Below are 25,681 nucleotides of genomic sequence, written 5' to 3'. Positions count from 1 at the left end.
CCTGACGGCGCTTTGCCGCAGGACAGGACGCGTCGGCGTGATAGACTGCGGCCAGGGGAGATTGCGATGAAAAAAGCCTCGATTTTGGCCGCCGGCCTTGCCTTGATGTCGTCGATGCCGGTTGCCGCCGGTGCCGCCGCGCAAAAACCGGTCGGCATGGCCAATCCGGCGTCCGTCCATTGCGGCGAGATCGGCGGGCACCTGGTGATCAGGAAAGACAGAGCCGGCAACGAATACGGCTTCTGCCGGCTTCCCAAAGGGCGCCTCTGTGAAGAGTGGGCGCTGTTTCGCGACAACAAATGCGTCGGGCCAAAGGCGGCCATGCACGGCAAGTGATGCGCACGCTCTATAGGGTGAGATGATGTCCGAAACACATTCGCATCTTTGGCCCGGCGTGCCGCTCGCCCTCGGCTCGGCTGCTCTGTTCGGCGCGACGCCACCGCTTTCCAAGCTGCTGCTCAATGCCGTGAATCCCTTCATGCTGGCCGGCCTGCTCTATCTCGGCGCCGGTGTCGGCCTTGCTCTCTATCGCTTGCTTCGCGGCAAGCAGGCGGCGGCCGGTGAAGCGCAACTGGCCGCCCGGGATATCCCCTGGTTGGCGCTGGCAATCGGCATGGGTGGCATCCTAGCGCCGGTGCTGCTGATGTTCGGTCTCAGCCTCAACACGGCGTCCAGTTCAGCCCTGCTGCTCAACCTGGAAGGGCTGGCGACGATGGCGATCGCCTGGCTCGTCTATCGCGAGAATGTCGACCGGCGCCTGCTTTTCGGCGCCTTCGCCATCCTGGCGGGCGCGGTGCTGTTGTCGTGGGATGGCGGCGGCGTTGCTTTCAACCCGGGCGCTCTGCTGGTGGCGGGAGCTTGCGTGGCCTGGGGGCTGGACAACAATTTCACGCGCAGGATTTCGGCCACCGACCCCGTGGTGATCGCCATGCTGAAAGGGCTGGTGGCGGGTGTGGCCAATGTCGGGTTGGCGCTTGCCGCCGGAGCGTCTTTTCCCGCGATGTCGGTTGTCGCGGCCACGGCCGCGGTCGGCTTCCTCGGCATCGGCGTCAGCCTGGTGATGTTCATCCTGGCGCTGCGCCATCTCGGGACGGCGCGGACAGGCGCCTATTATTCGCTGGCTCCGTTCATCGGCGCGCTGCTGGCCATCGCCATGCTGGGCGATGCCGTCACCCTCAAACTGGTGATTGCTGGGCTCCTGATGGGCGTCGGCCTGTGGCTGCATTTGTCGGAGCGCCATGAGCACGAGCACGACCATGAAGCGCTGGAACATGAGCACAGCCATGTGCATGACGAGCACCACCAGCACGATCATGACGGGCCGGTGAGCGAACCGCATTCGCACTGGCACCGGCACGCGCCGATGCGCCACCGGCATCCGCATTATCCGGACCTGCATCACCGGCATAGCCACGGCTGAGCATGCCAGGATCATGCTCAAGCAAACACCCAAGCCTGAACTGACCGTCTGGTACAACACGCGTTGTCCTGTCTGCGATGCGGGCATCAACTGGCAGAAGCGGCGGCTGGTCGAAGCGGTCAAGGCCGGGCGGATCGAGTTTCGCGACATCAATCTGGAGCCGTCGGCACTTGGCCATTTTGGCGCGTCGCTGGAGGATATCCGCCGCCGGCTGCACGCCACCGACGCGGCCGGCCGGCTGCTGGTCGGTGCCGATGTCGCGATCGCCATATGGCGGGCGACACAAGGCGAGGGCTGGCTGGCCGCGCTTTTCGGCAATCCGGTTGCCTTGCCGCTGACGCGCCTTGCCTATGACCGGTTCGCCGACCTGCTCTACGCCTGGAACCGGCGCAAGGGCCGCTGGTAATCCTAGCCGTGCCGGTTGCCTCTCTTAGCATTGACTTCAATCAATGCTGCTCTGCTGGATGGCACCGATCATGGAACCATCATTTTTTGATGAGGGTATGGGATGGAGAAGATCGACTTCAAAAAAATCATGAAGGCGTTCTGGCAGCCTCCTGCTGGTGTGTTTTCCCTGGTCGATGTTCCCAAGCTGCAGTTTGCCATGATCGACGGCAAGGGTGACCCAAATACCTCCGAAGAATACCGGCGTGCGATCGAATGGCTCTACTCGGTAAGCTATCCCCTGAAGTTCATGTCGAAAAAGGAGTTCGGCAAGGATTATGGCGTGGCTCCGTTGGAAGGCCTCTGGTGGGCCGAGGACATGTCGAGTTTCCTGACAGGCAAGAAGGATCTCTGGTCGTGGACCATGATGATCATGCAGCCAGACTGGATCACGGCCGAGATGTTCGAGGCGGCCCTCGAAAAGGCGCGCGCGAAGCTCGGCCAGCCGCCCGAAAGCCTCAGATTGCAGTTCTTTCACGAAGGGCTGGCGGTGCAAATCATGCATATCGGACCCTATAGCGCTGAAGGACCTACGATCCTGCGCCTGCATGAGGAATTCCTGCCCGCCAACGGTCTCGTCGAAAGCGGGAAACACCACGAGATCTACCTGGGTGACCCTCGCAAGGCGGCACCAGAAAAACTGAAAACGGTGATCCGCCAGCCGGTCAAGAAACGATAGGCCTGGCGCCAACGCAGGTCGAAGGGGCCTGAAATTATCTTCGAGCCTGACGTCAGACGCTTGCGCAGCGGTCATCGACCCGCGAAGCTCCTTCTGGAGCCTTTCGTCGTTTCATGGAAACGGCGAACACTCTAACTCCTTGTTTTGACGCAATTCCCAAGGGAAAGCGCTACGCGCTTTTCCCGGGAAAACCGCTCACACCTTTGCTGGAATTGCTCCAGCCGCGCGTCCCGGCGAAAGCAAGCCTCTGGCGCGGCATTCAGATACATCGTAAGATATATCTTGACTCCATGGAAGCGCGTGCCTACTTAAGATATATCGTAAGATAGAACTCAAGGAGCAATCAATGCACAAGGATAGTCATTTCGGGCGCGGTCATTTCGGTGAGCGCATGTTCATGCACATGGCCGGCAAATTCGGCGGACGGGGTGGTGGTTTTGGCCCGTTCGGCCATGGCGGTCGCGGTGGCGGACGCGGTGGCCCGGGCGACATGTTCCGCGCCGGCCGCATGCTGGCCGACGGCGATCTCAAGCTGATCACGCTGTCGCTGCTGGCCGAGGCGCCGCGCCACGGCTACGACATCATCAAGGCGCTGGAAGAGCGCACCAGCGGCATCTACAGCCCGAGCCCGGGCGTGGTCTACCCGACGCTGACCTTCCTCGAAGAGGCCGGTTATGCCGTCTCGTCGAGCGAAGGCAACAAGAAGGTGTTTTCCATCACCGAGGCCGGGCAAGCGCATCTTGCCGACAATCGCGAGATGATCGACGGCGTGCTCGACCACCTCGAGCGCTTCGGCCGCAAGATGGCCAAGGCACGCGACTGGTTCGGCTGGAACGATGACGGCGAGGACCGCCGCGGCGGCCGGGGCGGGCGTGGCGAGCGTTCGGAAACGCGTGACGAATTCCGCGCCATTCGCCACCGCCTGCGCGCGGCGCTCGGCGAGATCGTCGATGCCCCGGCCGACAAGCAGGCCGAGGCGATCGCCATTCTCGAAGCAGCGGCGGAAGCGCTGGAAGCGCTGACGCATCGCTGAGCCAAGCGCGATAAACGCATGAAAAAAGCCCGGGGCGACCCGGGCTTTTTTGCGTCAGCGGAAATGCGGATCATTCCTTGCCGCCATGCTCGCTGATCAGCTTTTCGTTGCGGGCCTTTTCGATCCTGGCGGTCATCTCGGCCGACTGGCGCTCGTCGGCGCGGTACTTGACCAGGTTCGCCGGGCTGCCGGTCAAGAGCAGGATACCCATGGCCAATAACCCTTGGTCGGCAGGTCGACTGCATTTTTGAACACTGTTCACAAAATCCCGGATGTGATAAACAGGGGGGAATTCGCGGTTCGAAGCAGCGCGCCGCGAAAGGCAAGGGCATGTACAAGGACTGACATGGCACTGGACAAGGAAGAGACGGGCGAGCGCGTGCTGGCCATTGCCGAGGTGCTGCTCAACGAGGGCGGCATGGACAATTTGAAGGCCAGGACCATCGCCGAGCAGGCGGGCATCTCGGTCGGCTCGGTCTACAATCTGTTTTCCGACCTCGACGGCGTGCATCGTGCCGTCAACATGCGGCTGCTCGACCGGCTGGGGGCGGCAGGGGCGGCGGCGATGGCGGATCTTTCCCAGCGCGGCATCACCGATGTGCGCCAGCGCCTCCTGGCGCTGGCCGGCGCCTATGTGCGCTTCGTCGAGGCGCATCCCGGCAGCTGGCCGGCGCTGCTCGCTTTCAACAGGCGGCGTCCGACGCTGGTCGAGCCGGATGCCTATGAGGCGCGGCTCGACCAGCTGTTCGAGATCATTGCCGGCGTGCTCGCCGGCGGCGATTTCGACCTCGACGACGATACGCGCCGGATCGCCGCGCGCACATTGTGGTCAAGCGTGCATGGCATCGTCACCAGCGGCTACGCCGGCAGGTCCGTTCGCCGGCAGGTCGACGAGATCGACCAGCAGATCGAGCTGCTGGTCGCCGTCTTCATCAGGGGGCTGGAACGCGGCGGCACATTCGCGCATGCTGGGACAACAGCGTCGTGAATCGCGAACAGGGCAGGCCGCGATTGCAGGGCGAAAAAGGAGATTTGAGCGATGTCTTTTCTGAAACGTCTTTTCGGTGGCGGCGGCGGTGAAGCGGCCGAACCCAAGAGTGCCGCACCCGCCAAGCAGGTCGAGCACAAGGGTTTCCTGATCAGCGCCACGCCTTACAAGAACGATGGCCAGTACCAGACATGCGGCATCGTCTCCAAGGAGATCGACGGCGTGGTGAAGGAACACAAATTCATCCGTGCCGACCGCTTCGCCGGCCTCGACGACGCCGTCGACATCTCGATCAAGAAGGGCATCCAGCTGGTCGACGAACAGGGCGAGCGGATTTTCGGGTAGGGCTTCGGCCACATACCGCCTGCATAAATCCAGCTTATCATCACCCCTAGTTTTTGAAGACGTTACACCGACTTCCACCGCCTGTAGCTTCGACGCTACACATTGGAAATGACTGGGATTTGGTGGGTCGATGCAGACATATGCGCGGGTGGTGGTTGTTGGCGGCGGGTGCGTCGGCGCGGGTATCCTTTACGGCTTGGCCAAGCGAGGCTGGACCGACGTCGCCCTGCTCGAACGCATGCAGCTGACGGCCGGCTCGACCTGGCATGCGGCCGGCCTCGTCCCGTCCTATGCCCGCAACATCAATATCGGCCGGATGATCAACAAGACCATCGAGATCTATGAAGGGCTCGAGGCCGAGACCGGGCAGCCGGTCGGCTGGCACAAATGCGGCCAGCTGCGGATCGCCAATTCCAGGGACCGGCTCGACGAATACAAGAGCTATATGAGCGTGGCTGGCGTTCAGGGCATGCGGGCGCACTTGCTGTCGCCGGCGGAGGCGAGGGCGCTCTGCCCGCTTCTCGACAACAAGCATATGCTGGGTGCGCTCTATCATCCCGATGACGGCCATATCGCGCCGGCCGACGTGACCCATGCCATGGCCAAGGGCGCGCGGGATCTGGGCGCCAGGATCCACCTGAACACCGAGGTCACCGGATTCCAGCGGACCGTCGGCGGCGAATGGCGGGTCCAGACGAACAAGGGCGACATCATCTGCGAGCATGTGGTCTGCGCGACAGGCAATTATGCGCGCCAGACCGGCGCGCTGCTCGGCCTCGACATCCCCGCCATCCCGATCCTGCATCAGTACTGGATCACCGAGCCCGTGCCGGAGATCGTGGAGCGCAAGAAGCAGGGACGCGCGGAAATGCCGATCCTGCGAGACGAGGGTTTCGAGGGCTATCTGCGCGAGGAAGGCGACGGCTTCATGTTCGGGCCTTATGAGCGCACCGAACACTTAAAACTGTTCGCCGAGGATGGCGTTCCCGCCTGGTTCGGCGCCGATCTCGTCGAAGAGGATTTCGAGGCGGTGTCGTGGAACTGGGAACAGGCGACGCAGCTCGTGCCGTCGCTGGGGCGCGCCGGGATCAAGGCCAATGTCCGCGGCCCTTTCCAGATGACCGCGGACGAGCTTCCGCTGATGGGGCCGGCCTGGGGCCTGCCCAATGTGTGGCTGGCCGAGGGTGTGCCGGGCGGCATATTGTGGGGCGGCACGATCGGCTATTATCTGTCGGAGCGGATCGTCGAGGGCGGTAACAGCCTCGACACTTCCGATCTCGACCCGCGCCGCTTCGGCGACTATGCCAACAAGGCCTGGACGCGCGAGAAAGTCCGCGAGGCCTGGGGCACGCATGCGGAGCAGAAATATCCGGGACAGGACATGCCTGCCGCCCGGCCGCAGAAGACCGCGCCGTCCTATGCGCGGCTGACCGAACTGGGTGCGGTGTGGGGCGTGCTCAACGGCTGGGAGATGCCCAACTGGTTCGCGCCCAAGGGCGTCGAGGCCAAGGACCAGTACAGCTGGCGCTGGACCGAAAAGGGCGTGTTTGTCGGCGAGGAGGTGCGGGCGGTGCGCAGCGCCGTTGGCCTGGTCGAGATGACGCCGATGACCAAGTTCGAGGTGTCTGGGCCAAGCGCGGCCGCCTGGCTGGACAGGATCCTCGCCAACCGCTTGCCGGCGGCCGGCCGGGCGGTGCTGGCGCATCACCTTACCGCTGCCGGCGGCGTACAGGCGGAATACATGGTGGCGCGTTTTGGCGACGACAGTTTCTACCTGATTTCGACGCCGCGCGCCGAGCGCTGGAATTTCGACGATCTCGCAAAACTGCTTCCCGCCGACGGCAGCGTCAGCCTGAGGAATGTCACCAACGAGCGCGGCTGCTTCACGGTTGTCGGGCCGAAGGCGCGAGACGTGCTGCAACCGCTGACCGAGATCGACCTCTCGAACGCGGCCTTTCCCTGGTTCGGCGTGAAGACCGGCAGCGTGGCGCTTGCCAGCGACGTGCGGCTGCTGCGCGTCAACTACGAGGGCGAGCTCGGCTGGGAACTCTATCATCCCATGGCCTACCAGCGGCAATTGCTCGACGCGATCCTGGGAGAGGGCGCCAAGCACGGAATGCGCCTCGTCGGCCTGCATGCGCTGGAATCGCTGCGGCTGGAGAAATCCTACCGCGCCATGTACCGCGACATGAATCCCGAACTCAACGCGCTGGAGAGCGGGCTCGAACGCTTCATCCGCCTCGACAAGGGCGATTTCGTCGGCCGTGACGCGGTCCTGAAATACAAGGCGAGGAACGACCAGCGCCGTTCGGTGACGCTCAGAATAGAGACCGACGGCGCCAGCACGCTTGCCAGCGAAGGGCTGTATATCGGCGGCGAGCTTGTCGGGCGCATCACGTCCGGCGGCTATGGCTACACGCTCGGGCATGATGTGGCGCTGGCGCTGTTGCCCGAACGTCTCGGCACGCCCGGCACGAAGCTCGACGTCGCCATACTGGGGGAATGGAAGACCGCCGAGGTCATCGCGGATTCGCCCTACGATCCCACCTCGGCCAGGGCGCGGATGTAGCGCGCGATAGACATCCAGTACAAGGTCTCTGGCGGCGCGCTTGAGATCGCCCGCGCGGCTTTCCTAATCCGAAAACGTCACGCTCACGCCGCGCTGGCGAAAATAGGCCTGCATCAATTTACGGCCCTGGCGGTTGCTCTGCGCCAACTTGGTCGGGTCGAACACCGCCTGTTTCATCCCCTCGCGTGTCAGCGCGGCCTTGAGCGCCGCGATATGGGCGTCGATGTCGGCATTGTCCGCCCGAAGCGATGCATAGATATTCTCGGTCGCCTCGGCCACGGTCAGTTCGCTCACAGCTGTCGTCCTCTTGTTGATTGGGCGGCGGCTTAGCACAGATTCGCGGCTCCGCCGATACCGGTGCGTACCGGCCAGACCAGGCAGCCACAGGGATCCGATCAGCACCGCGCCTTAAGCCGGGCCATTCCTGGCCGATTTGGCCAGCTCCTGTTCCAGATCCACCAGTTCCTTGCCGCCGGCCATCAGGTTGAGCAACTGGTCGCGGGTGATTTCGCCCTTGGCGTAGGTGCCGGTGCTCCGGCCGCGCTTCAACAGCGTGAAGCGATCGCCGACGACATAGGCGTGGTGGACGTTGTGGGAGATGAAGATGACGCCGATGCCGCGCGCCTTGGACTGGACGATGAGCTTCAGGACCACGGATGCCTGGTGGACGCCCAGCGCCGATGTCGGCTCGTCGAGGATGAGCACCTTGGCGCCAAAATAGACGGCACGCGCTATGGCCAGGCATTGCCGTTCGCCGCCCGACAGCGTGCCGACCGGCTGTTCGGGGTCGCGCAGCTGGATACCCATCGCCGACATCTCGTCATAGGCGGTGCGGTTGGCGAAGTCGGCGTCGAACTGGCTGATCGGCCCGAACTTGCGCATCGGCTCGCGCCCGAGGAAGAAGTTGCGCGCCACGCTCATCAGCGGCACCAGCGCCAGGTCCTGGTAGACGGTCGCGATGCCGCTGTCGCGCGTATCGGCGGGCGAGGCAAACCGTGTCGGCTTGCCCTGGACGCGGATTTCGCCTTCGTCCGGCGTGTAGACGCCCGACAGCGTCTTGATCAGCGTCGACTTGCCGGCGCCATTGTCGCCGAGCAGGCAATGCACCTCGCCGGGGCGGACATCGAAGGACACGTCCTTCAGCGCCACGACCGAGCCGAAATATTTGCTGACCGACTTCAGTTCGACATAGGGCTCGGCCATCACCGGCTCCTCATGGCGCGGTTGCGCACATAGCTGTTGAACAGCACCGCGATGACCATCATGGCACCCATGAACAGCTTGAACCAGTCGGTGTCGATGCCGGTGTAGAAGATGCCCATCTGCACCACGCCGAAGATCAGGGCGCCGAACATGGCGCCGATGGCCGACCCGTAGCCGCCGGTGAGCAGCGTGCCGCCGATGACGACGGCGATGATGGCCTCGAATTCCTTCTGCGTGCCGCGCAGCGTGTCGGCGGAGCCGGTGACCAGCACCTGGATCGCCGCGAACAGGGCGGCCGCGAGTGCCGTCATGACGAACAGCGTGATCTTGGTGCGCGCCACCGGCACGCCGAGATTGCGCGCGGCATTGGCTTCGCCGCCGGCGGCGAAGATCCAGTTGCCGAAGCGGCTGCGCGTCAAGAGCCAGGTGCAGGCCAATGTCAGCACGATCCACCACACGATCGATACCGGGATGCCTGATATCGCCGGCATTCCGTCCGCCCGCTTGCCGATCAGGCCGAGGTTGGCAAGCCAGGCGATCGGGCCGGACAACACCTGTCCCGAAAACAGGCTGTTGAGGGGATCGTTCTGCGCCAATTCATGCACGCCCGACACCTGGGTCCGCCCTGAAATGCCGCGTGTAAGACCAAGTGTGAGGCCGCGCAGCATGAACAGGCTGCCGAGCGTCACGATGAAGGAGGGCAGTCCGGTCCTGACGACCGCCAGCCCGTTGAGTGCACCGATGCCGCCGCATACCGCAAAGGTGAACAGCAGCGAAAGCCAGATCGGCCAGCCCCAGAACACGGAAGGGATGGCGATGAGGATGCCGGCAAAGCCGATCATCGAGCCGACCGACAGATCGAACTCGCCGGCGATCATCAACAGGGCCACGGGTGCGGCGAGAATGCCAAGCTGGGCCGAGACTTCGAGGAAGTTGACGATCCCCTTGGCGCTGAACAGTCCGGTGTTTCCCGCCGTGATGGCGAAGAACACGAAGACCAGCACCGTGCCGGCGGCCGCGCCCAGCTCCGGCCTGCTTAGCAGGCGGCTGAGGCGTGAAACGGACCGGACCCGCTCGTCGCGAATCTCTGAAAGCATGGCTGCGTTACCTCAAAATGAAGCGGCCGGGGCGAGACCCGGCCGCCAGTGTTAGCGCTTGCCTTGTTTCGACAGCTCGATGACCGAGGCGGCGGTGTCCTTGGTGACGAAGCCGGGGCCGGTCGGATAGTCGGCGATCGGCATGATCTTGTACTTCTTCCAGAGGTCGAACATCGCGACCGGGATGTAGCCCATGGCATATTGCTGGGCGTCGATGCCCCACTCCATCTTGCCGCCGACGACGGCCTGCAGGATCGTGGGCGAAAGATCGAACGTGCCGGTCTTCACCTTGCCCGACAGGCCCATTTCATCAAGCGCGGCCAGGGTCGGCTCGGCGCCGCTGGCGCCGACGGCGAGGATGAACTGTGTATCGGCATGAGCGGTCATGTAGGCGATCACGCGGTTCTTCATTTCGGTCGGGTCGATGACGCCGTTCATCACCGGCACGTCGACGCCCAGACCCTTGGCGAAGCCGGCGCAGCGGTCGTCGAGGCTCGAATTGCCGACCTCGTGATTGGCGCAGACCGCCTTGGTGAGGCCGAGCGCCTTGATGCGCTCGCCGGCCATGACGCCCGCCTGGAACTCATCCTGCCCCATGAACAGCAGGCCGCCAAGGTCATGGGTGAGCTTCGAGCCGCCGGAATCGATGACGATCACCGGAATACCGGCGGCGACGGCGTTCTTGACCGGAGTTGTAAGGGCGGCCGCATCGGGGATCGAAACGACCATGCCGTCGGGCTTGGAAGCCGCGATGGCGTCGATCATCTGCCCCATCTTGGCCATGTCGAAGGTTTCGGGGGCCAGATACTCGGCCTTGACACCGAGCGTCTTGGCGGCGTCGTCCATGCCGTTCTTGACGACCGACCAGTAGGGGTCGCCGCTCTGGCCGTGGGTGACGAACACCACCCGCGTCTCGTCGGCGGCCGCAAGGGTCGTGGCCGCCGCCATCATCGTGAAGCCGGCCAGCAGGCCGAGCGCAGGCTTTATTAATTTCGCAAGCGAAAACATAACAACCTCCTGTTTGTTTTCCGCCGCCGCAACTACGGTCGGCAGTCCAGTTGCCCCTTTAAGCTGTGTTGATGTTCAGGTGATGCCGGCCTGCAAATGGCGGCTTTCTGCGCTTCCGGTGCTCACGGACCTAATGTCCGCTTCGCTCCGGGTTCTCGAGAGCCGTCATTTTCGGCTCGGCCTGACCTGAATCTCAACACACCTTTTCCAGTTTCATTCCTCAGCACTGGTTCCCTGGAGGCCGAATAGGCCTCGATCATTCCATGACGGTAAATCCGGCTTGCCTCGCCATGCGCGACAGGTTCTGGAATCCCATCGTCGCATAGGTCAGCGGGTTGGCCTTGTTGGGGTCCTGCTCGGCTTCGACGACCAGCCAGCCGCTGTAACCATTGTCGGCCAGCACGCGCAAAATGGCGGGATAGTCGATGAAGCCGTCGCCGGGGACGGTGAAGATCCCGTCCATGACCGCGCCCATGAAACTCATGTCCTCGGCGCGCGCGCGCTCCAGCACGGCCTTGCGCGCGTCCTTGCAATGCACATGGACGACACGTTTGACCTGCGCCTTGATCAGGGCGAGCGGGTCGCCGCCCGAAAATATCGAATGGCCGGTGTCGTAGAGCAGGCCGACCGCCTCACCGGTGTGGCGCATCAGGAGGCCGACCTCGGCATCGGTCTCGACGATGGTTCCCATATGGTGGTGAAAGGCCATGCGCACGCCGAAATCCGCCATCCTTTCGGCGAGTGCAGTCAGCTTGCGGCCATAGGCCGGCCATTCCTCCGGGCTCAGGGCCGGGCGTTGCGAGATCGGTCCCCAGATGGCGTTGTGGCGCCCGCGCGAGGTGTCGGCGTAGACGACATGGGTCGAGCCCATATCCTTCAAGAGCTGGAGATGCGGCGTGATCGCATCCATTTCCGCGCCGACATCCTTCTCGTCGCAGCGGCCATCATACCAGCCGGAAATCACCGCGAGGCCATAACGCTCCATTATGGGCTTCAGCTCGGCCGAGCGGCGCGGAAACTTGCCGCCGAGTTCGGTGCCGGCATAGCCGGCCTGCCTGGTCTCGCTGAGGCAGACCTCAAGCGGCGTGTCGCCGCCGAGTTCCGGCACGTCATCATTGGTCCAGGTGATCGGATTGATGCCGATGCGAACCGTCACGGGCGAACTCCTGATTGCTTCGACTGGGCAAGGTGGTGGCGGGTCAGTCCGGCCAGCAGCGTCATGTCGCGGCGCGCATGCTCGGCGGTGTTGCGCACGGGCGCGCCTTCGACGATCGCCGACCAGAAGCCTTTCAGTTCCTCGACGAATGCCTCCTCATAGCCGCTGCGGACGTCGCGGCTGGAAAGCGTGTGGCCGTCGCCGGTGCGGACGGTCAGCCGCGTCGGCTGGTGGTTGAGATAGGGCGAGGGGAATTCCAGCTCGAGCGCGGCGTCGTCGAAATGGAGCGTGATGCGCTCGCGGTAATCGGGCAGGCCCGGAGTGGCGATATGGGCCATGGTCCACAATGCCTGGCCGCCGAGCAGCCGCACGGAGCCCTGGCCAGCTTCGCCCTTGGCGAAGAGCGAGGCGCCGACGATTTCGCCATCGGCGACGCCGAGCGCATCGAGCAAGCCATGGACGGCGTTGACGTCGTGCACGATCGACGAGGAATAGGCGCCGACAAAACCTTGGAAGGCGTGGGGATCGTCGATCCCGGGCACCGCGCGGTCGACCTGCTCGCGCTGCCTGGCTTCGGTCGAGGCAATCAATTCCGCCGCGACGTCGTCACCCCGGCAAGTGGAGGCGTGCCGGATGAAGGGCCAGGCGTCGGGATCGTTGACCTCGACCGAAATGTAGCGAAGCGTCCGCGCCGTGCCGGGCAGCATCCTTAGCGCCGCCTCGTAGCTCGGGTCGAACCGCTTCATGTAGCCGACCTGAAGCACCTTTCCGGCGCGATCCCTGGCGGCGATCAGGTCGTCGATGTCCTGCGCGCCATAGCAAAGCGGCTTTTCGCAGAAGACATGCAGGCCCCTGGCAAAGGCGGCGAGGCTCTGTTCGCGGTGCAGCGCATCCGGCGAGGCGATGACCACGGCGTCAAGCGGCATGGCGAGCAGCGCGTCGAGATCGGAAAATGTTTCGAGGCCGAATTCCTCCGCGACGAAAGCGCGGACCTTTCGCGACGGATCGTAGACGCCAAGGATCTTGAACTGCCGGTGCAGCTTGAGCAGGTTCGGAATGTGCTCGACCTGGGCGACGCCGCCCGCCCCGATCACTCCCACCCTTATGCACTGCATCGGCCAGCCCCATCTGAACCCGAACGCTCTTTTTTCTTGAGGGTAGGCCTCCTTTGGTTCCATTGTTAGAACCAGATTCCATTGATTTTTGGGAACCAGATGAAGACCAGCTTTCCCGTCGACGGCATTGCGCTCGATCGCGACAGCCCCGCCAATCTGCACCGGCAGCTCTATGTCCAGTTGCGCGGCCTGATCGAACGGCGCGTGCTGCCGAGCGGCCACGCACTGCCCTCGACGCGGGTCATGGCGCGGGACCTGAATGTCGGGCGCAACACGGTGATTGCCGCTTGCGACCAGCTGGCGCTGGAGGGCTATCTGGCGATACGGCCGCGCAGGCCATCGGTGGTGATGGACCTGCCGACGCGTTCGGCGGTTGCGGAACAAATGTCGGTCGAGGATGCCAATCCGCTATCGCGGCGCGGGCAGACCATGCTTGCCCAACCCTATCATCATGGCCGGCCAGGCATGCTCGCCTTTCATCCCGGCATGCCTGACCCGGATAATTTTCCGTTCAACACCTGGTCGAAACTGCTCAGCCGCCGCGCAAAATTCGCCCATATCGATCTTTTCGGCACCTATCACGTCAAGGGCTATCCGCCGCTCTGCGAGGCCATAGCGCGCTACCTCACCGCCTCTCGGGGCGTGAAGTGCACCGCCGAGCAGATCGTCGTGACCAATGGCGCGCAGTCGGCATTCGATCTCCTGGCCCGGTTGCTGATCGATGATGGCGACACGGTTTGGATGGAGGAGCCTGGCTATTACGGCGCCGGCTCGGCCTTCGTCTCGGCCGGGGCGAAACTGGCGCCGCTGCGCGTCAGCAATGCCGGCTGGGATCTCGATCCGCCTGATGTCGTGCCGCGCATGATCTTCGTGACACCCTCCTGCCATCACCCGCTCGGCATAACCATGCCGATGGAGCAGCGGCTCAACCTGCTGCACATGGCCGAGACCTGGCGCTCGTGGATCATCGAGGACGACTATGACGGCGAATACCGTTTCCAGGGCCAGCCGATCCCGGCGCTGCAAGGCATCGGCGCATCGAACCGCGTGGTCTATGTCGGCACCTTCGCCAAGATCCTTTTCCCGGCCATGCGGCTGGGCTTCATGGTGGCGCCCAAGGCGATCGACCACACGATCGTCTCGGCGCTGAGCGTCAGCGGCCAGTTCGCCCCCTTGCTGACCCAGGCCGCGCTCGCGGACTTCATGAATGAGGGGCATTTCACCCGCCATCTGAGGCGCATGCGGCGTCTCTACGCGGAGAGACGGCAGTTCTTCCTGGAAAGCGCGCAACGGCATCTCGGGGAATGGCTGGATTTCCACACCACCGAATCCGGCATCCAGGTCGTCGGCATTTTCCGCGACAGATGCAGCGACACGGCGGTTGCGGAGGCGGCGCTCCAGCAAGGCATCAATGTCTCGGCCCTGTCGATCCAGTATCGCCACGGCACGCAGCAGAACGGCCTCGTCATGGGCTTTGCGGCGGCCGATGCGCAGATGACCGAAAAGACGATGCAGAAGTTTCGCACCGTGCTGCAAAGTCATTTTTCGCGAATGAATAACCCCGGGTAAGAAACTGGGATCATTTTCTTTTTAAGCCGAACACGCGCTGCTGGGTGGTGCTAGTCGAGATATGCCATCCGTGCCCGACAGCGTACCTCGTCGATCGGCCTGCCAAGCGCGGCAAAGCGCGAGGCCGCTTCCTCAAATGCCGCCATGGCGCGGTTTTCGCTGTGCTCGGCGCGGCGCTGCACGCCGCGCGCTTCCCAGACGGCCGCCACCCAGGGGCCGCCATTCCACATGCCGGCCACCCGCTCAGCCTCGTCGAGCCGGCGGTTGACCTGTTCGACTTCGCCCGCCTCGGCCAGGGCAACGGCCGCGGCGGTGCGGAAGGTCATCGAGCAAGGCTGGCAATTGCAGCCCGATGACAGCATGCGGTCGCCTTCCTGGATGGTCGCGGCGATCCTTTCGGGCGTAGAGGCGGCCCGCACCTCTAGACCCTTCAGGCTGATCAGCAGATGCGGCGCAAGCCAGGAGGATTGGGCAAGGGTCGTGGCGCGCCGGATCAGCCGTCCCGCTTGCCATTTCTGGCCACGCGCCAGGGCAAGTTCCGTCAGGCGCTGGAGCGCCAGCACGCGGCCGGCAATGGCGCCAACCTGCGCATAGAGTTTCTCGGCTTCCGCCAGCATGCGTTCGGCCTCGGCCAACTGGCCCGAAAACAAGGCAGCTTCTCCCAGCACCAGGGAGGCAAGGCCGCGCCCGGCAAGCGAGCCGGCGCCCTCGGCGACCGATAGCAGCTCACGCGCCGAAGCGGCGATGTCGTGATGGCCCTTGGCGCTGCAAAGGCAGAATTCGGCCAGGCAGAGATGCCCGTCAAAAATGTTGGAGACGAAGGCTGGCTTGGAGCGGACCCATTCGATGAACTCCGCCCTGAACAGCTCGCGCCATTGGCCCTGCATGTGCGCCACCAGCCCGATCAGGGCGCTGGCCTCGCCAACCTCGCGGGCCAACCCCGCGCCCATCGCCAGCTCACGGGTTTCCCTGCCGACCTGAGCGGCCTTGGCGAAATCGCCGCTTTGCAGATGCAGCAGGCCCCAGGCCAGCGAGGCGCGGATGCGGTCGCTCAACCCGACGGGGTCGATAGAGGGCACGGCCAGCGCCTTTTCGTAGAGCTTCACGGTTTCGGCGCCCGGGCCGACGCCAAGATCGATACGCAGGCTTTGGCTGAGCTGATTGAACAGCCTGATTGCTTCGGCCCTGTTGCCGGCGTCCAGCGCCGACTGCATCAGAGCGCATTGGGCCTGCTCATCGGCCGGGTCCATCGCGATCAGGCGCTGCCAGAGCCTGCCGGCCCGCAGCACCTCGGCATAGCGCTGTCGCAGGGCCTGGCGGGGCGTTTCGAACCAGTCGACATAGGGGTCGTCCGGCAGCAGGTCGCCGGCGTAAAGATCGGCAGCCATTTCGCAGGCGGCAGGGTCGGAGCCTCGCAAGGCAAGTTTGACGGCGGCCTCGAAAGCGTCAACGTCAATTTCAAGATCGGCCGTCGGGGCGAGGGCGATGACATCGGCCGTCTGCTCGATCAGGTCATGAGCACCCAGCGCGCGGCGGGCGAAGTGGATGGCCTTGCGCAGGTTCGCTCCGGCAGCCTCGGGATCAAGATCAGGCCAGAAGGCCTCCATCACCTGTTCGCGGTGGATGCGGTGCGAACGGGTGACGGCAAGCAGCTTCACCAGCGCCGCGCCACGGTCACGACGCCAGGCCGCAGCCGGAATGACTTGACCGTCAAGGCCGACACTGAACCCGCCGAGCAATTGGACTTGAACGCGCACTCGAAGCACCCTTCAGCAAGCGATCCGCCGTTGCCGCCAAAAAACGGCCGTCGCAAGCGTCTGTGGGGCGGGGAACGCTGGCGGAACATAGGTTGCCTAGTCTGCACCCGTAGTCAATTCCAACCATCTCCCGCAGGAGGATCAAATGTCTCTTCGCATCGCCGACATGGCACCCGACTTCACCGCCGAAACCACTCAAGGCCCAATCAGCTTCCACGACTGGCTGGGCAATTCATGGGGCATCCTGTTTTCCCATCCCAAGGATTTTACCCCTGTCTGCACCACTGAACTCGGCTACATGGCCAAGCTGAAGCCCGAGTTCGACAAGCGTAACGTCAAGATCATCGGGCTTTCCGTCGATCCGGTCGAGCGTCATGCCGGATGGGCCGATGACATTGCCGAGACCCAGGGGCACGCGCCGAACTTTCCGATGATCGGCGACCCGATGCTGGCCATTGCCAAGCTCTACGATATGCTGCCCGCCACTGCCGGCGACAGCGCCGAGGGGCGTACGGCGGCTGACAACCAGACGGTGCGCCATGTCTATGTCATCGGGCCCGACAAGAAGATCAAGCTGATGATCGCCTATCCGATGACCACCGGCCGGAACTTCGACGAGATCCTGCGTGTGGTGGACTCCATGCAACTGACCGCCAAGCATCGCGTCGCCACGCCGGTGAACTGGCGGCAGGGCGACGACGTGATCATCGCGGGTTCGGTTTCGAACGACGAAGCCAAGGTGCTCTACCCCGACGGCTGGAAGCAGCCCAAGCCCTATATCCGCATCGTGCCGCAGCCGCACAGCAACGCGTGAGCCTTCTTCCAGGCACCCGGCAACAGGAGGTGACAGCATGAAACCCCGTATCCTTATCCTTGGGGCCGGCTTCGGCGGGCTCGAGCTCAGCACGTCCTTGTCGGAAGCTTTGGGTGACAGCATTGCTGTCACCCTGATCGACAAGTCGGATTCCTTCGTGTTCGGCTTTGCCAAGCTTGACCTGATGTTCGGCCGCGCAACCGAAGCGGCCGTGCGGCTGCCCTACGCCGACTATGCCAAGGCCGGCGTTATGATGAAGCGCGAGACGGTCACCGCCATCGACCCGGAACGGCGGCGCGTGACGACGGATAAAGGTGTGCACGAGGCGGACATATTGGTGATCGCTCTCGGCGCCGACTATGACGTCTCGGCTACACCCGGCATCACGCTCGGCCGCAACGAATTCTACTCGGTTGCGGGTGCCGCGCACATGGCCAAGGTGCTGCCCGGCTTCACCCACGGGCATGCCGTGATCGGCGTCTGCGGCGCGCCTTACAAATGCCCGCCCGCGCCCAGCGAATGCGCCTTGATGCTGCATGACTACTTGACCGAGAGGGGCGTCCGGGGCGACTGCCAGATCACCTATGTGAACTCAATGTCGAGCCCGGTGCCGCCTTCTCCCGAAACGTCGAAGGCGCTTCTGGCCGCCTTCGCCGAGCGCGGCATCACCTTCATCCCCAGCACCCGCGTGGTTTCCGTGGACGAGGGCCGCAAGGTTGTGACGCTCGACAATGGCGGCGAACTGCCCTGCGATCTGTTCCTGGGCGTGCCCCGGAACCGCGCGCCCGATGTCGTCGTCGAGGCCGGCATCACCGAGGGCGGTTGGGTCACAATCGATCCGCGCACACTCGAAACCCGCTTTCCCGGCGTCTATGCGCTGGGGGATCTGGCCAATACGGGCGCGCCGAAGGCGGGCGTATTTGCCGAGGGCGCAGCACGCACCGTTGCGGCGAACCTGATCGCCAGGCTCCGCCATGAGGAACCGACGGCAAGGAATCCGGGCGCGGGATCCTGCTACATCGAATTCGGCGCCAACCGGATCGCCAGGGTGGATGTGGATTTCTTCTCTGGTCCAAAACCCACCGGTGCTTTCTATGAACCGTCGGAGGCTTTGCGGGTCGACAAGGTGAATTTCGGCTCCAGCCGCAAAGCCCGCTGGTTCGGGCATTGACCTTCGACAAAGGCGGGCGCCGATGGGTTATCGCCAGCGCCCGTCCATCCGCTTTAGGCCGCCTGCAACTCCCTTCGCGGCAGGGGTGGGAAGGCGATCGCTATGCCCACCGCCCCCAGGCCGACAAGGGCCGAGCCGATGAACAGCCAGTGGTAGCTGGCATAGGCGTCGAACACCATGCCGCCGGCAAGCGGTCCCAAGGCCATGCCGAGGCTGGACATCATCGTGGCGGCGCCGAACACGGCGCCCAGGATGCGCTGGCCGAAATACTCGCGCGCCAGCACCGCGTAGAGTGGCATGACGCCGCCATAGGTGGCGCCGAAGATGACGGCCAGCACGTAGAACTGGTCAAGCTGGCTGACCGAGAGGTAGGCGGCAATGACGACCGCCTGGATCGCCAGGCCCGCGATCAGCACCGGCTTGACGCCGAGCCGGTCGGCCAGGACGCCGTAGAGAAGCCTGCCGCCCAGGCCGGCGAGACCCTCGACGCTGTAGATCGTGACCGCCGCCATGGGGGCGACGCCGCACAGCATGGCATAGCTGACCATATGGAAGATCGGCCCGGAATGGGCCGCACAACAGGCGAAAAAGGTCAGCCCGAGCACGATGAACTGCGGCGAACGCAAGGCCTGGGCCACGCCCATGCCGTCACCCTCGGCGACCGGCGCCGAAGCCCCGCCCGCCACGGCGGGCTTTGGCGGCTGGCGCACCAGGAGCACCGCCGGCAACAGCAGCACCCAGGCCATGATGCCGATGTCGAACATGGCGGCGCGCCATTCATAAGCCGAAATCAGCCAGCGGGCGAAGGGCGAGATCGTCATCGGGGCGACGCCCATGCCGGCCGAGACCAGCGAAACCGCAAGGCTGCGGTTGGTGTCGAACCAGGCCGTGGTAAGCGCGATCATCGGCGCGAAGAAGGCGCTGGCGGCAAGCCCGACGAGCACGCCATAGCTGATCTGGAAGGTCAGCAGCGAGCCGGCGCGGCTCGCCACCACCAGTGCCAGGCCGAGCAGCACGGCCCCGATCGCCACCACGATGCGGGCACCGAAGCGGTCGGACAGTGCGCCCCAGGCGAAGCCGCCGAGGCCCATCACCAGGAAGTTGAGCGTCATGGCGCTCGAAATGCCGGCGCGCGACCACTGCGTGTCGAGCGCCATCGGTTCAAGGAAGATCGCCAGCGAAAACATCGTTCCGATGGCGACACAGGACATCAGCGCACCAGCGGCGACGATGACCCAACGATAGGAAAGGTTCATGCAAATCTCCCATGCCAGAGGGCAGCGCTCAGCGCTGCTTGCGTCCGAAGGACGATGGCACCGAAACCGATCCTACAATCCGGTTGCATTTTTTATCCAGTCTGGACTGGCCCCCCCTTTTCCCGCGTGGGTGCGGGTCACGATGGGTGTGGCATCGGTTGACTTACTACGGTATTCGATGGGGTGATCCCTCTTCAAGGCGGCCGGATATGCCAAGACATCCGTTTCATGATCCTGGTCTTCAAGCTTTCAGCACGCCGCTCCTTATCCTGTGATTTGTCGGGGCCTCTCCATTGATTGGTCCGGTCGCCGTCACCCAGCCGAACATCTCGCGCGAGAATGGTTCGCCCTGAAAGTGGAAAGCCTGACGCCAGCCTGCGTGACAGGCGTCAGATCGGCAGTTCCGAGGTGTACTTGATCGTCCAGCTCGGCACATCGGTCTTGACGTTCTGGACGCCCTTGATGCGGCTCAGATGCTCCGACTGGAAGCGGCGATAGTCGTTGACGTCGGCCGCCACCACGCGCACCAGGGCATCGCAGTCGCCGAGCATCAGGTAGCATTCCATGACCTGCGGAAGCTTGGCCACTTCGGTGGCGAAGTGCTGGATCGTGTCCTCGTCCTGTGTCTTCAGCCAGATGCGGGTGAAGAAGGTGAGGCCTTTGTCGATGCTGGCCGGGTTGAGCACGGCGACATAGCGGTCGATGACGCCGGCCTCCTCCAGAAGCTTCACGCGTCGCAGGCAAGGCGAGGGAGACAGGCCGACCTCGTTGGCCAGATCGTTGTTGGCCATGCGGCCGTTGCGTTGCAGCGCCCGCAGGATGCGCTTGTCGATGTCATCGAGCTTCATGGCTCTGGATTCCATTCTATCCGATATCTGTGACATTCAATGCCAGAAATGGATGAATTGCAACAATCTTCGCAACCAAATTGCGGAGAAGCGAGGGTATGTTTGCCGCCGGTATCACGAGAGTTCAAACGCAGGAAGCGGCGACCGCGAGGCCGGCCGACGGCAGAGCATGAGCATTTCACAGACAGTCGAAACGGCGAGCGACAGCTCGGGATCCGAGTTCCGCCGGGGCGTAGCGTCCTGCGCGCCGGTGCTGCTCGGCACCATCCCCTATGCGCTGGTCCTTGGCGCCCAGGCGACCCAGAAAGGGTTGAGCACGGTCGAACTGTCCATGATGACGGGGCTGAATTTCGCCGGTGGCTCGGAATTCGCGGCGATCCAGTTGTGGACGTCGCCGCCGCATATCCTGCTCATCGTCGCCATCACCTTCCTGGTCAACAGCCGGCATCTGCTGATGGGAGCAGCACTTGCGCCGTTCCTGCGCGATCTGCCGCGGCGCAAAGTGTTTCCAGCACTTTTCTTCCTGTGCGACGAAAGCTGGGCGCTGGGCCTGGCCGACGCCAAACAGCGCGCCGCGGCGGGCATCGGGCCGGCCTTCAGCCCGCGCTATTATATGGGCGCGGCGCTGGCCATGTACCTGACCTGGTTTTCTTCACCACGCTCGGCGCCTTGCTCGGGCCGATGCTCGGCCATGTCGAGACCTATGGTTTCGACATGGCCTTTCCGGCCGTCTTCCTGGTGCTGATGCGCGGCATGTGGAAGGGCGTGAAGGCGGCGCGGCCCTGGCTGGTCAGCCTGATCGTCGCGGCCCTTGTCTATCTCTTCATTCCCGGCGCCTGGTATGTCGCGGCGGGAGCGGTGTCGGGGCTGCTTGCCGCCTGGCTGATGGCAGGTGACGCATGATCGACAGGACAACCCTTTTCACCATCGTGCTGATGGCCGGCGTCACCTATCTCACGCGGATCGGCGGCTACGCCGTGCTGCGCAACCGCGTGCTCAGCGCGCGAGCCACGGCGGTGATGGAGGCTGCGCCCGGTTGCGTGCTGATCTCGGTCATCGCGCCGGCCTTCGTGTCGCGCAATCCGGCCGATCTTCTGGCGCTGGCCATTACTTTTATCGCGGCGACGCGGCTTTCCATGCTGCCGACCGTGCTGATCGGCATCGCTTCGGCGGGCCTGCTTAGGCATTTCATCGGCTAGCCTAGACTACAGCCTTGGATCGATCGGCTCGCTCTCCAGCGCCAGGACGCCGAAGACACACTCGTGAACACGCCGCAGCGGCTGCCTGTCGACAAACCGCTTAAGCGCCTCGTGACCGAGGGCGAACTCCCTGAGTGCCAGGCTACGCTTGCCGCTTAAGCCTCGTTCCCGAAGGCGCACGAGATTGTCCGGCGCGTCGTATTCGGGGCCGTAGATGATGCGCAGATACTCCCGGCCACGCACCTTCAGCGCCGGCTGGATGAGCCCCTTCTTGTTCCGGCTGACGAAGTCGCGCGGCTTCACCACCATGCCTTCGCCGCCCAAGCCGGTCAGCGTCTCCCACCAGGCGACAGCCTCCGCACAAGCGCTGGCGTCGGCCAGATCAACCACCCGCCATTGTGTTCGCGTTACCACCCCGTCGCCGGCAGCCAAACGCTCTGCAAGCGTCATGTGCCAAACGTGATCATGGTCGTACCAGACACGTCCCTCGCTGGCGAGCAGGTGGAACGGCGCGACCTTCAGGTCCTCTATTCCCGAGACCGGCCACACGTAAGGCGCCCAGGCGGTGGCGTATCTGGCCGCACGTGCGGCCCGGTCCTCAAGGCGCGCGTCAAGCGCGGCCGCATCGACGCCGCGTGCCATCGCAAGGGCAAGTGCTTCGCGGCTGGCCTGGAGGCCAGCGGCTGCAGACGTCGCCACGGGGGCGTATTGGCTTTCGATAAGGCTGCTTGCCTTAGCCGACCATGGCATGATCTCAGCATCCAGCAGCAGCCAGTCGCTGTTCAATTCCTTCCACAGACCCGCAGCGTCAACGCTGGCGCGCAGGCGGGCAAGCAAAGCCTCCGTCATGCCGGTGTCGTTGAAAAAGGAGCGCCCGGTCCGGGTCCAGATCGCGCCGGTCTCGTCGCCCGGGACCCCGAACCGGCCGCGCGCGGTCTGCGCGTTTCTGCACAACGCGATGACTGCCCGCGAACCCATGTGCTTCTCCTCGCACAGGATTTGGGTGACGCCACGCTCGCGGAAATGGGCGAAGGCTTCCTCGGGACGCTCCAGCCAGCCGCCTTGGCTGCAGGTCTCGGATGGCGACATCGTGGGCGGCAAATATACCAGCCACTGTGGCGACAGCGCAAAGCGGCTTATCACCTCAAGTGCCGCCGACGCGTTCTCCTCGGCCACGACGACCCGGCCCCTTAGTTCGGTCTCGATCCAGCGGCGCCCGGATACATCTTGATAGTCGAGCACGCCGTCGGCATCGGCCTGTGCCGATTTGCCGAGGCCGGATCCGCCGAGCGGACGCACTGGTTCGGACCAGATCTGGATTGCCGGGACGTCGACCAGCTCGCGTTCCGGCCAACGCAATGCCGTCAGTTTGCCGCCGAACACGCACCCGGTGTCGATACAGAGGGTGTTGTTGACCCATTCGGCCGACAGCACTGGCGTGTGTCCATAGACTACGCTCGTCTTGCCGCGATAGGCCGCCGCCCAGTCGGCTCGGACGGGGAGGCCAAATTCGTCGATTTCGCCCGTGGTTTCGCCATAGAGGGCGAACTCACGCACTGCGCCGGAGCCGCGGCCGATCATGTCTTCCTTGAGACCGGCATGGGCGACGGCGAGGCGTCCCTCGTCCAGCCAGACGTGGCTGCGCAGGCTGTCGAGGAAGGCCGGCAAAGCCTCTCGCAGGCCACGATCCTGAGCGTCCAACTGGTCGATGGTCTGTTGCAGTCCGTGGGCGATCGTAACCTTGCGGCCCTCCAGCCAGCGGCTGAGTTTGCGTTCGTGATTGCCCTGGACACAGTAGGCGGTTCCGGCCGCGACCATGCTCATGGCGATGCGCAAGGCGTCGGGCACATTGGGACCGCGATCGACGAGGTCGCCGACAAAGACGATCTTGCGGCCTTCCGGCGGCGTCACAGTGACGGTTCGTTCGCCATGAACCTCGGACCAGGCGACGCTGTAACCGAGTTGCCCAAGCAGGGCCTGAAGTTCATCGGCGCAGCCGTGGATGTCGCCTATGATGTCGAACGGACCATGGTCGCCGCGCTTGTCGGTCCACAATGGCTGGCGCGAGACCTTGGCCGCGTCGATACCGGCCTCGCTAGTAAGCTTCCAGACCTGACGGAAACCTTCGCGTTGCAGGCCGCCGAGGCCCTTGCGGATTTCGGTTGTCATGCGCTGGACCACGCCAGCGCCGAATGGCCGGTCGGGCCGCAACGCGTTGCGCGCGACGCAGACATCGACGCCCGGATCGATAACCAGAGCAACCGGCAAAGCGTGCCACTTTCGCGCCAGTTCAACCCAGGCCTTGCGGTCCGCGGCCCGCACATTGGTGGCGTCGATGACCGCCAGCTTGCGATGCTTGAGCCGTTTGCCGGCGATCTCGCGCACTAGATCGAAAGCGTCGGCAGAGACGTCCTGATCAGTCTCGTTGTCGCAGACGAGTGCGCGGCAGCGATCCGAGGAGATGATTTCGGTCGGCAGGAAGTGCCTGGCGGCGAAGGTCGACTTGCCTGATCCGGTCGAGCCGATCAGCACGACGAGAGCGAAGTCAGGGATGGTAAGGTCGATATTGTCGGGCTCTCTCATCGGGTGAACACCGCCATCTGTGTCGGCGCGCCAAGCATGGGGTGCACGGCTCCGATGCCACTGAAGGCAGCACCATAGCCATAGGTCTCGCCGATCTTGGCCGCCCAGGCTTCAAACCGAACTCGGCTCCATTCGAAACGATGATCCGGATGGCGAAAGGCGCCGGGAGCCAGATTGGGGAACAACGCGTTGTAGTCAGCGTTCGGCGTGGTCACTATCACGGATTTGGGCGCTGTCTCGCCGAAGACCACACGTTCGATCAGAGGCAGCTTGTCCTCGTCGAGATGTTCGATGACCTCGACCAGCACGGCGACGTCAGCTTCAGCCCAGCGGCTGTCGCGATATGTCAGCGATCCATGCAGCAGCGTGACACGACCTTCGGGCGGCCCGCCGAACTCGTTCAGCTTGAGGCGCTTGGCAGCCCATTCCAGTTCACGGACTGCGGGGTCGAGTCCGAACAGCCTGTGGACCCATCGCTCGCGTACGAGCCGATACAGCAGCTTGCCTTCGCCGCATCCCAGATCCGCAACACTGGTCGCGCCGGTCGCCCGAATGGCTTGGACCACAGCATCCATGCGCAGATCATTCAGCCGGATGGGCGCCTCCAGCGCCTCCTCAGGCGCAACCCGAGCTTCCGGAGGCAGGGCCTCACCGACGGTTTCGGGGGCCAGTCGCTCGAGGGCAATACGAGCCAACGCACCCCGGTTGCGCAGATAACGACGCACGATCAGGTCTTTGGCCGGATGGTTCTCCAGCCAGCCTTCGCCCTTGGACAGCAGCTTGTCGATCTCGGCCTCGCCAACCCAGTAATGCTTGGCGTCGTCCATCACCGGGATAAGGACGTAGAGGTGGTTGAGAAGGCTGCTTAGCCGGCCAGTGCCAGTCAGCCTCAGATGACCGTATCGTGCCCCGCCAGCTCCAGGTCCTATATTTTCGATCGGCGTCAGGTCGACGGCCCATCCCAGAGGTTCGAACAGATCTCGAACCAGAGCCTCACCGCCGCGCATCGGCAGCGGGGTCACCACGGCTTCGAGCGGCAGGTCGCTGTCGGCCAGTTGCTGGCGCTCCTTTGATATGCCGGTCATCGCGGTCCGCAGCGCCTTGTTCATTGCCACCGACAGGAAGGACGATGCCGCATACGGCCGATCGTTTACATACTGATCCAGCAAGCCTTCCGCCTGACCTTTGCCCCGCACGAGCCCTATCGGATCGACGTCCAGTAGAAGCACAGCCTCGCAACGCTCATCGGTCGCTTCCGGATAGAACAGCCAAGCCTTGCCGAAGGACAGCTCGGTCTCATGCAGACGCTCGGGATGCTTGTGCAGCAAGAAGCCGAGATCTGTGGCTGGACGATGCGTTGTGGCGACGGAAAGGAACATCGGCGACCGATAACGCAGACGAGCAGAATAACCAATGGCGCGCGGCAA

24 protein-coding genes and 1 pseudogene are annotated in these 25,681 nt (G+C 63.9%); 13 read left to right on the top strand and 12 right to left on the bottom strand.

The genetic code is table 11. From position 1 onward, the window contains the following. Positions 1 to 66 precede the first annotated feature (66 nt). The 5 genes from QQK95_RS16120 (at position 67) to QQK95_RS16100 (ending at position 3,576) form a co-directional block, all read left to right on the top strand. Positions 67 to 336 (top strand): putative hemolysin, encoded by a 270-nt coding sequence (locus QQK95_RS16120; RefSeq protein WP_038654549.1) that lies wholly within the window; start codon positions 67 to 69, stop codon positions 334 to 336. Between the two features lie 25 nt (positions 337 to 361). After that, entirely contained in the window at positions 362 to 1,420 is a 1,059-nt protein-coding gene (locus tag QQK95_RS16115) for a DMT family transporter (protein WP_284274346.1), read from the top strand. Between the two features lie 13 nt (positions 1,421 to 1,433). After that, entirely contained in the window at positions 1,434 to 1,826 is a 393-nt protein-coding gene (locus QQK95_RS16110; RefSeq protein WP_284274344.1) for a thiol-disulfide oxidoreductase DCC family protein, read from the top strand. A gap of 102 nt (positions 1,827 to 1,928) precedes the next feature. Continuing rightward, a complete protein-coding gene (locus tag QQK95_RS16105) occupies positions 1,929 to 2,543 on the top strand; it encodes a GyrI-like domain-containing protein (protein ID WP_284274342.1) in 615 nt (204 codons plus the stop codon). A 346-nt stretch (positions 2,544 to 2,889) separates the two neighbouring features. Continuing rightward, positions 2,890 to 3,576 (top strand): PadR family transcriptional regulator, encoded by a 687-nt coding sequence (locus QQK95_RS16100; protein ID WP_284274340.1) that lies wholly within the window; start codon positions 2,890 to 2,892, stop codon positions 3,574 to 3,576. A gap of 70 nt (positions 3,577 to 3,646) precedes the next feature. Here QQK95_RS16100 and QQK95_RS16095 read toward each other — a convergent pair whose 3' ends face one another. After that, the gene (locus tag QQK95_RS16095) at positions 3,647 to 3,787 is read right to left on the bottom strand and encodes a hypothetical protein (RefSeq protein ID WP_284274338.1); all 141 of its coding nucleotides are present in this window, start codon (positions 3,785 to 3,787) and stop codon (positions 3,647 to 3,649) included. Positions 3,788 to 3,922: 135 nt separating this feature from the next. Here QQK95_RS16095 and QQK95_RS16090 point away from each other — a divergent pair, with 135 nt between their 5' ends. From QQK95_RS16090 to QQK95_RS16080, 3 genes are all read left to right on the top strand, one after another. After that, positions 3,923 to 4,564 (top strand): TetR/AcrR family transcriptional regulator, encoded by a 642-nt coding sequence (locus QQK95_RS16090; protein WP_284274336.1) that lies wholly within the window; start codon positions 3,923 to 3,925, stop codon positions 4,562 to 4,564. 51 nt (positions 4,565 to 4,615) lie between these two features. Beyond that, complete coding sequence (locus QQK95_RS16085) at positions 4,616 to 4,909, top strand: HlyU family transcriptional regulator (protein ID WP_095792876.1); 294 nt, start codon at positions 4,616 to 4,618, stop codon at positions 4,907 to 4,909. A gap of 130 nt (positions 4,910 to 5,039) precedes the next feature. Continuing rightward, positions 5,040 to 7,478 carry a GcvT family protein gene (locus QQK95_RS16080; RefSeq protein ID WP_284274330.1) on the top strand — a complete coding sequence of 813 codons (2,439 nt, stop codon included), beginning with the start codon at positions 5,040 to 5,042 and terminating at the stop codon, positions 7,476 to 7,478. Positions 7,479 to 7,541: 63 nt separating this feature from the next. Here the strand turns inward: QQK95_RS16080 and QQK95_RS16075 are convergent, their stop codons facing one another. The 6 genes from QQK95_RS16075 to QQK95_RS16050 all read right to left on the bottom strand — a co-directional run bounded on the left by QQK95_RS16075 (position 7,542) and on the right by QQK95_RS16050 (position 13,057). Continuing rightward, positions 7,542 to 7,772, bottom strand: coding sequence for a hypothetical protein (locus QQK95_RS16075; RefSeq protein WP_284274328.1), 231 nt, complete (start codon positions 7,770 to 7,772; stop codon positions 7,542 to 7,544). 114 nt (positions 7,773 to 7,886) lie between these two features. Next, on the bottom strand, positions 7,887 to 8,681 hold the full coding sequence (locus QQK95_RS16070) for an ATP-binding cassette domain-containing protein (RefSeq protein ID WP_284274326.1): 795 nt from the start codon (positions 8,679 to 8,681) through the stop codon (positions 7,887 to 7,889). Next, a complete protein-coding gene (locus QQK95_RS16065; protein ID WP_284274324.1) occupies positions 8,681 to 9,778 on the bottom strand; it encodes an ABC transporter permease in 1,098 nt (365 codons plus the stop codon). The genes QQK95_RS16070 and QQK95_RS16065 overlap by 1 nt, the downstream gene beginning before the upstream one ends. A gap of 51 nt (positions 9,779 to 9,829) precedes the next feature. Further along, positions 9,830 to 10,786 (bottom strand): rhizopine catabolism ABC transporter substrate-binding protein, encoded by a 957-nt coding sequence (locus QQK95_RS16060; protein WP_284274322.1) that lies wholly within the window; start codon positions 10,784 to 10,786, stop codon positions 9,830 to 9,832. 256 nt (positions 10,787 to 11,042) lie between these two features. After that, positions 11,043 to 11,942, bottom strand: coding sequence for a myo-inosose-2 dehydratase (iolE, locus tag QQK95_RS16055; protein WP_284274320.1), 900 nt, complete (start codon positions 11,940 to 11,942; stop codon positions 11,043 to 11,045). Next, positions 11,939 to 13,057 carry a Gfo/Idh/MocA family protein gene (locus tag QQK95_RS16050; RefSeq protein WP_284274318.1) on the bottom strand — a complete coding sequence of 373 codons (1,119 nt, stop codon included), beginning with the start codon at positions 13,055 to 13,057 and terminating at the stop codon, positions 11,939 to 11,941. Before QQK95_RS16050 ends, iolE begins: the two co-directional genes overlap by 4 nt. 99 nt (positions 13,058 to 13,156) lie before the next feature. Here QQK95_RS16050 and mocR point away from each other — a divergent pair, with 99 nt between their 5' ends. Further along, positions 13,157 to 14,626, top strand: coding sequence for a rhizopine catabolism transcriptional regulator MocR (gene mocR / locus QQK95_RS16045; protein WP_284274315.1), 1,470 nt, complete (start codon positions 13,157 to 13,159; stop codon positions 14,624 to 14,626). A 50-nt stretch (positions 14,627 to 14,676) separates the two neighbouring features. Here mocR and QQK95_RS16040 read toward each other — a convergent pair whose 3' ends face one another. Continuing rightward, positions 14,677 to 16,383, bottom strand: a complete 1,707-nt coding sequence (locus QQK95_RS16040; protein WP_284274313.1) for a BTAD domain-containing putative transcriptional regulator — start codon at positions 16,381 to 16,383, stop codon at positions 14,677 to 14,679. Positions 16,384 to 16,528: 145 nt separating this feature from the next. Here QQK95_RS16040 and QQK95_RS16035 point away from each other — a divergent pair, with 145 nt between their 5' ends. Then, positions 16,529 to 17,197, top strand: a complete 669-nt coding sequence (locus tag QQK95_RS16035) for a peroxiredoxin (RefSeq protein ID WP_284274311.1) — start codon at positions 16,529 to 16,531, stop codon at positions 17,195 to 17,197. A gap of 37 nt (positions 17,198 to 17,234) precedes the next feature. Next, complete coding sequence (locus QQK95_RS16030) at positions 17,235 to 18,368, top strand: NAD(P)/FAD-dependent oxidoreductase (RefSeq protein ID WP_284274309.1); 1,134 nt, start codon at positions 17,235 to 17,237, stop codon at positions 18,366 to 18,368. Between the two features lie 53 nt (positions 18,369 to 18,421). Here the strand turns inward: QQK95_RS16030 and QQK95_RS16025 are convergent, their stop codons facing one another. Both QQK95_RS16025 and QQK95_RS16020 read right to left on the bottom strand, forming a co-directional pair. Continuing rightward, positions 18,422 to 19,624 carry an MFS transporter gene (locus QQK95_RS16025; protein ID WP_284274307.1) on the bottom strand — a complete coding sequence of 401 codons (1,203 nt, stop codon included), beginning with the start codon at positions 19,622 to 19,624 and terminating at the stop codon, positions 18,422 to 18,424. Between the two features lie 389 nt (positions 19,625 to 20,013). Further along, the gene (locus tag QQK95_RS16020) at positions 20,014 to 20,472 is read right to left on the bottom strand and encodes an Lrp/AsnC family transcriptional regulator (RefSeq protein ID WP_284274305.1); all 459 of its coding nucleotides are present in this window, start codon (positions 20,470 to 20,472) and stop codon (positions 20,014 to 20,016) included. Between the two features lie 169 nt (positions 20,473 to 20,641). Between QQK95_RS16020 and QQK95_RS16015 the strand changes: the two are divergent. Beyond that, positions 20,642 to 21,375: pseudogene (locus QQK95_RS16015) on the top strand (AzlC family ABC transporter permease). Next, positions 21,372 to 21,671 carry an AzlD family protein gene (locus tag QQK95_RS16010; protein WP_284274303.1) on the top strand — a complete coding sequence of 100 codons (300 nt, stop codon included), beginning with the start codon at positions 21,372 to 21,374 and terminating at the stop codon, positions 21,669 to 21,671. The pseudogene QQK95_RS16015 and the gene QQK95_RS16010 overlap by 4 nt, the downstream one beginning before the upstream one ends. A 6-nt stretch (positions 21,672 to 21,677) precedes the next feature. On the opposite strand, the gene QQK95_RS16005 is transcribed toward QQK95_RS16010, so the two are convergent. Together QQK95_RS16005 and QQK95_RS16000 are read right to left on the bottom strand one after the other, a co-directional pair. Continuing rightward, positions 21,678 to 24,254 (bottom strand): polynucleotide kinase-phosphatase, encoded by a 2,577-nt coding sequence (locus QQK95_RS16005; RefSeq protein WP_284274301.1) that lies wholly within the window; start codon positions 24,252 to 24,254, stop codon positions 21,678 to 21,680. Then, complete coding sequence (locus tag QQK95_RS16000; RefSeq protein ID WP_284274299.1) at positions 24,251 to 25,681, bottom strand: 3' terminal RNA ribose 2'-O-methyltransferase Hen1; 1,431 nt, start codon at positions 25,679 to 25,681, stop codon at positions 24,251 to 24,253. The genes QQK95_RS16005 and QQK95_RS16000 overlap by 4 nt, the downstream gene beginning before the upstream one ends.

This window comes from Mesorhizobium huakuii (assembly GCF_030160235.1).
Taxonomy (GTDB): Bacteria; Pseudomonadota; Alphaproteobacteria; order Rhizobiales; family Rhizobiaceae; genus Mesorhizobium; species Mesorhizobium huakuii.
This window is presented reverse-complemented; position numbering and strand designations above follow the sequence as displayed.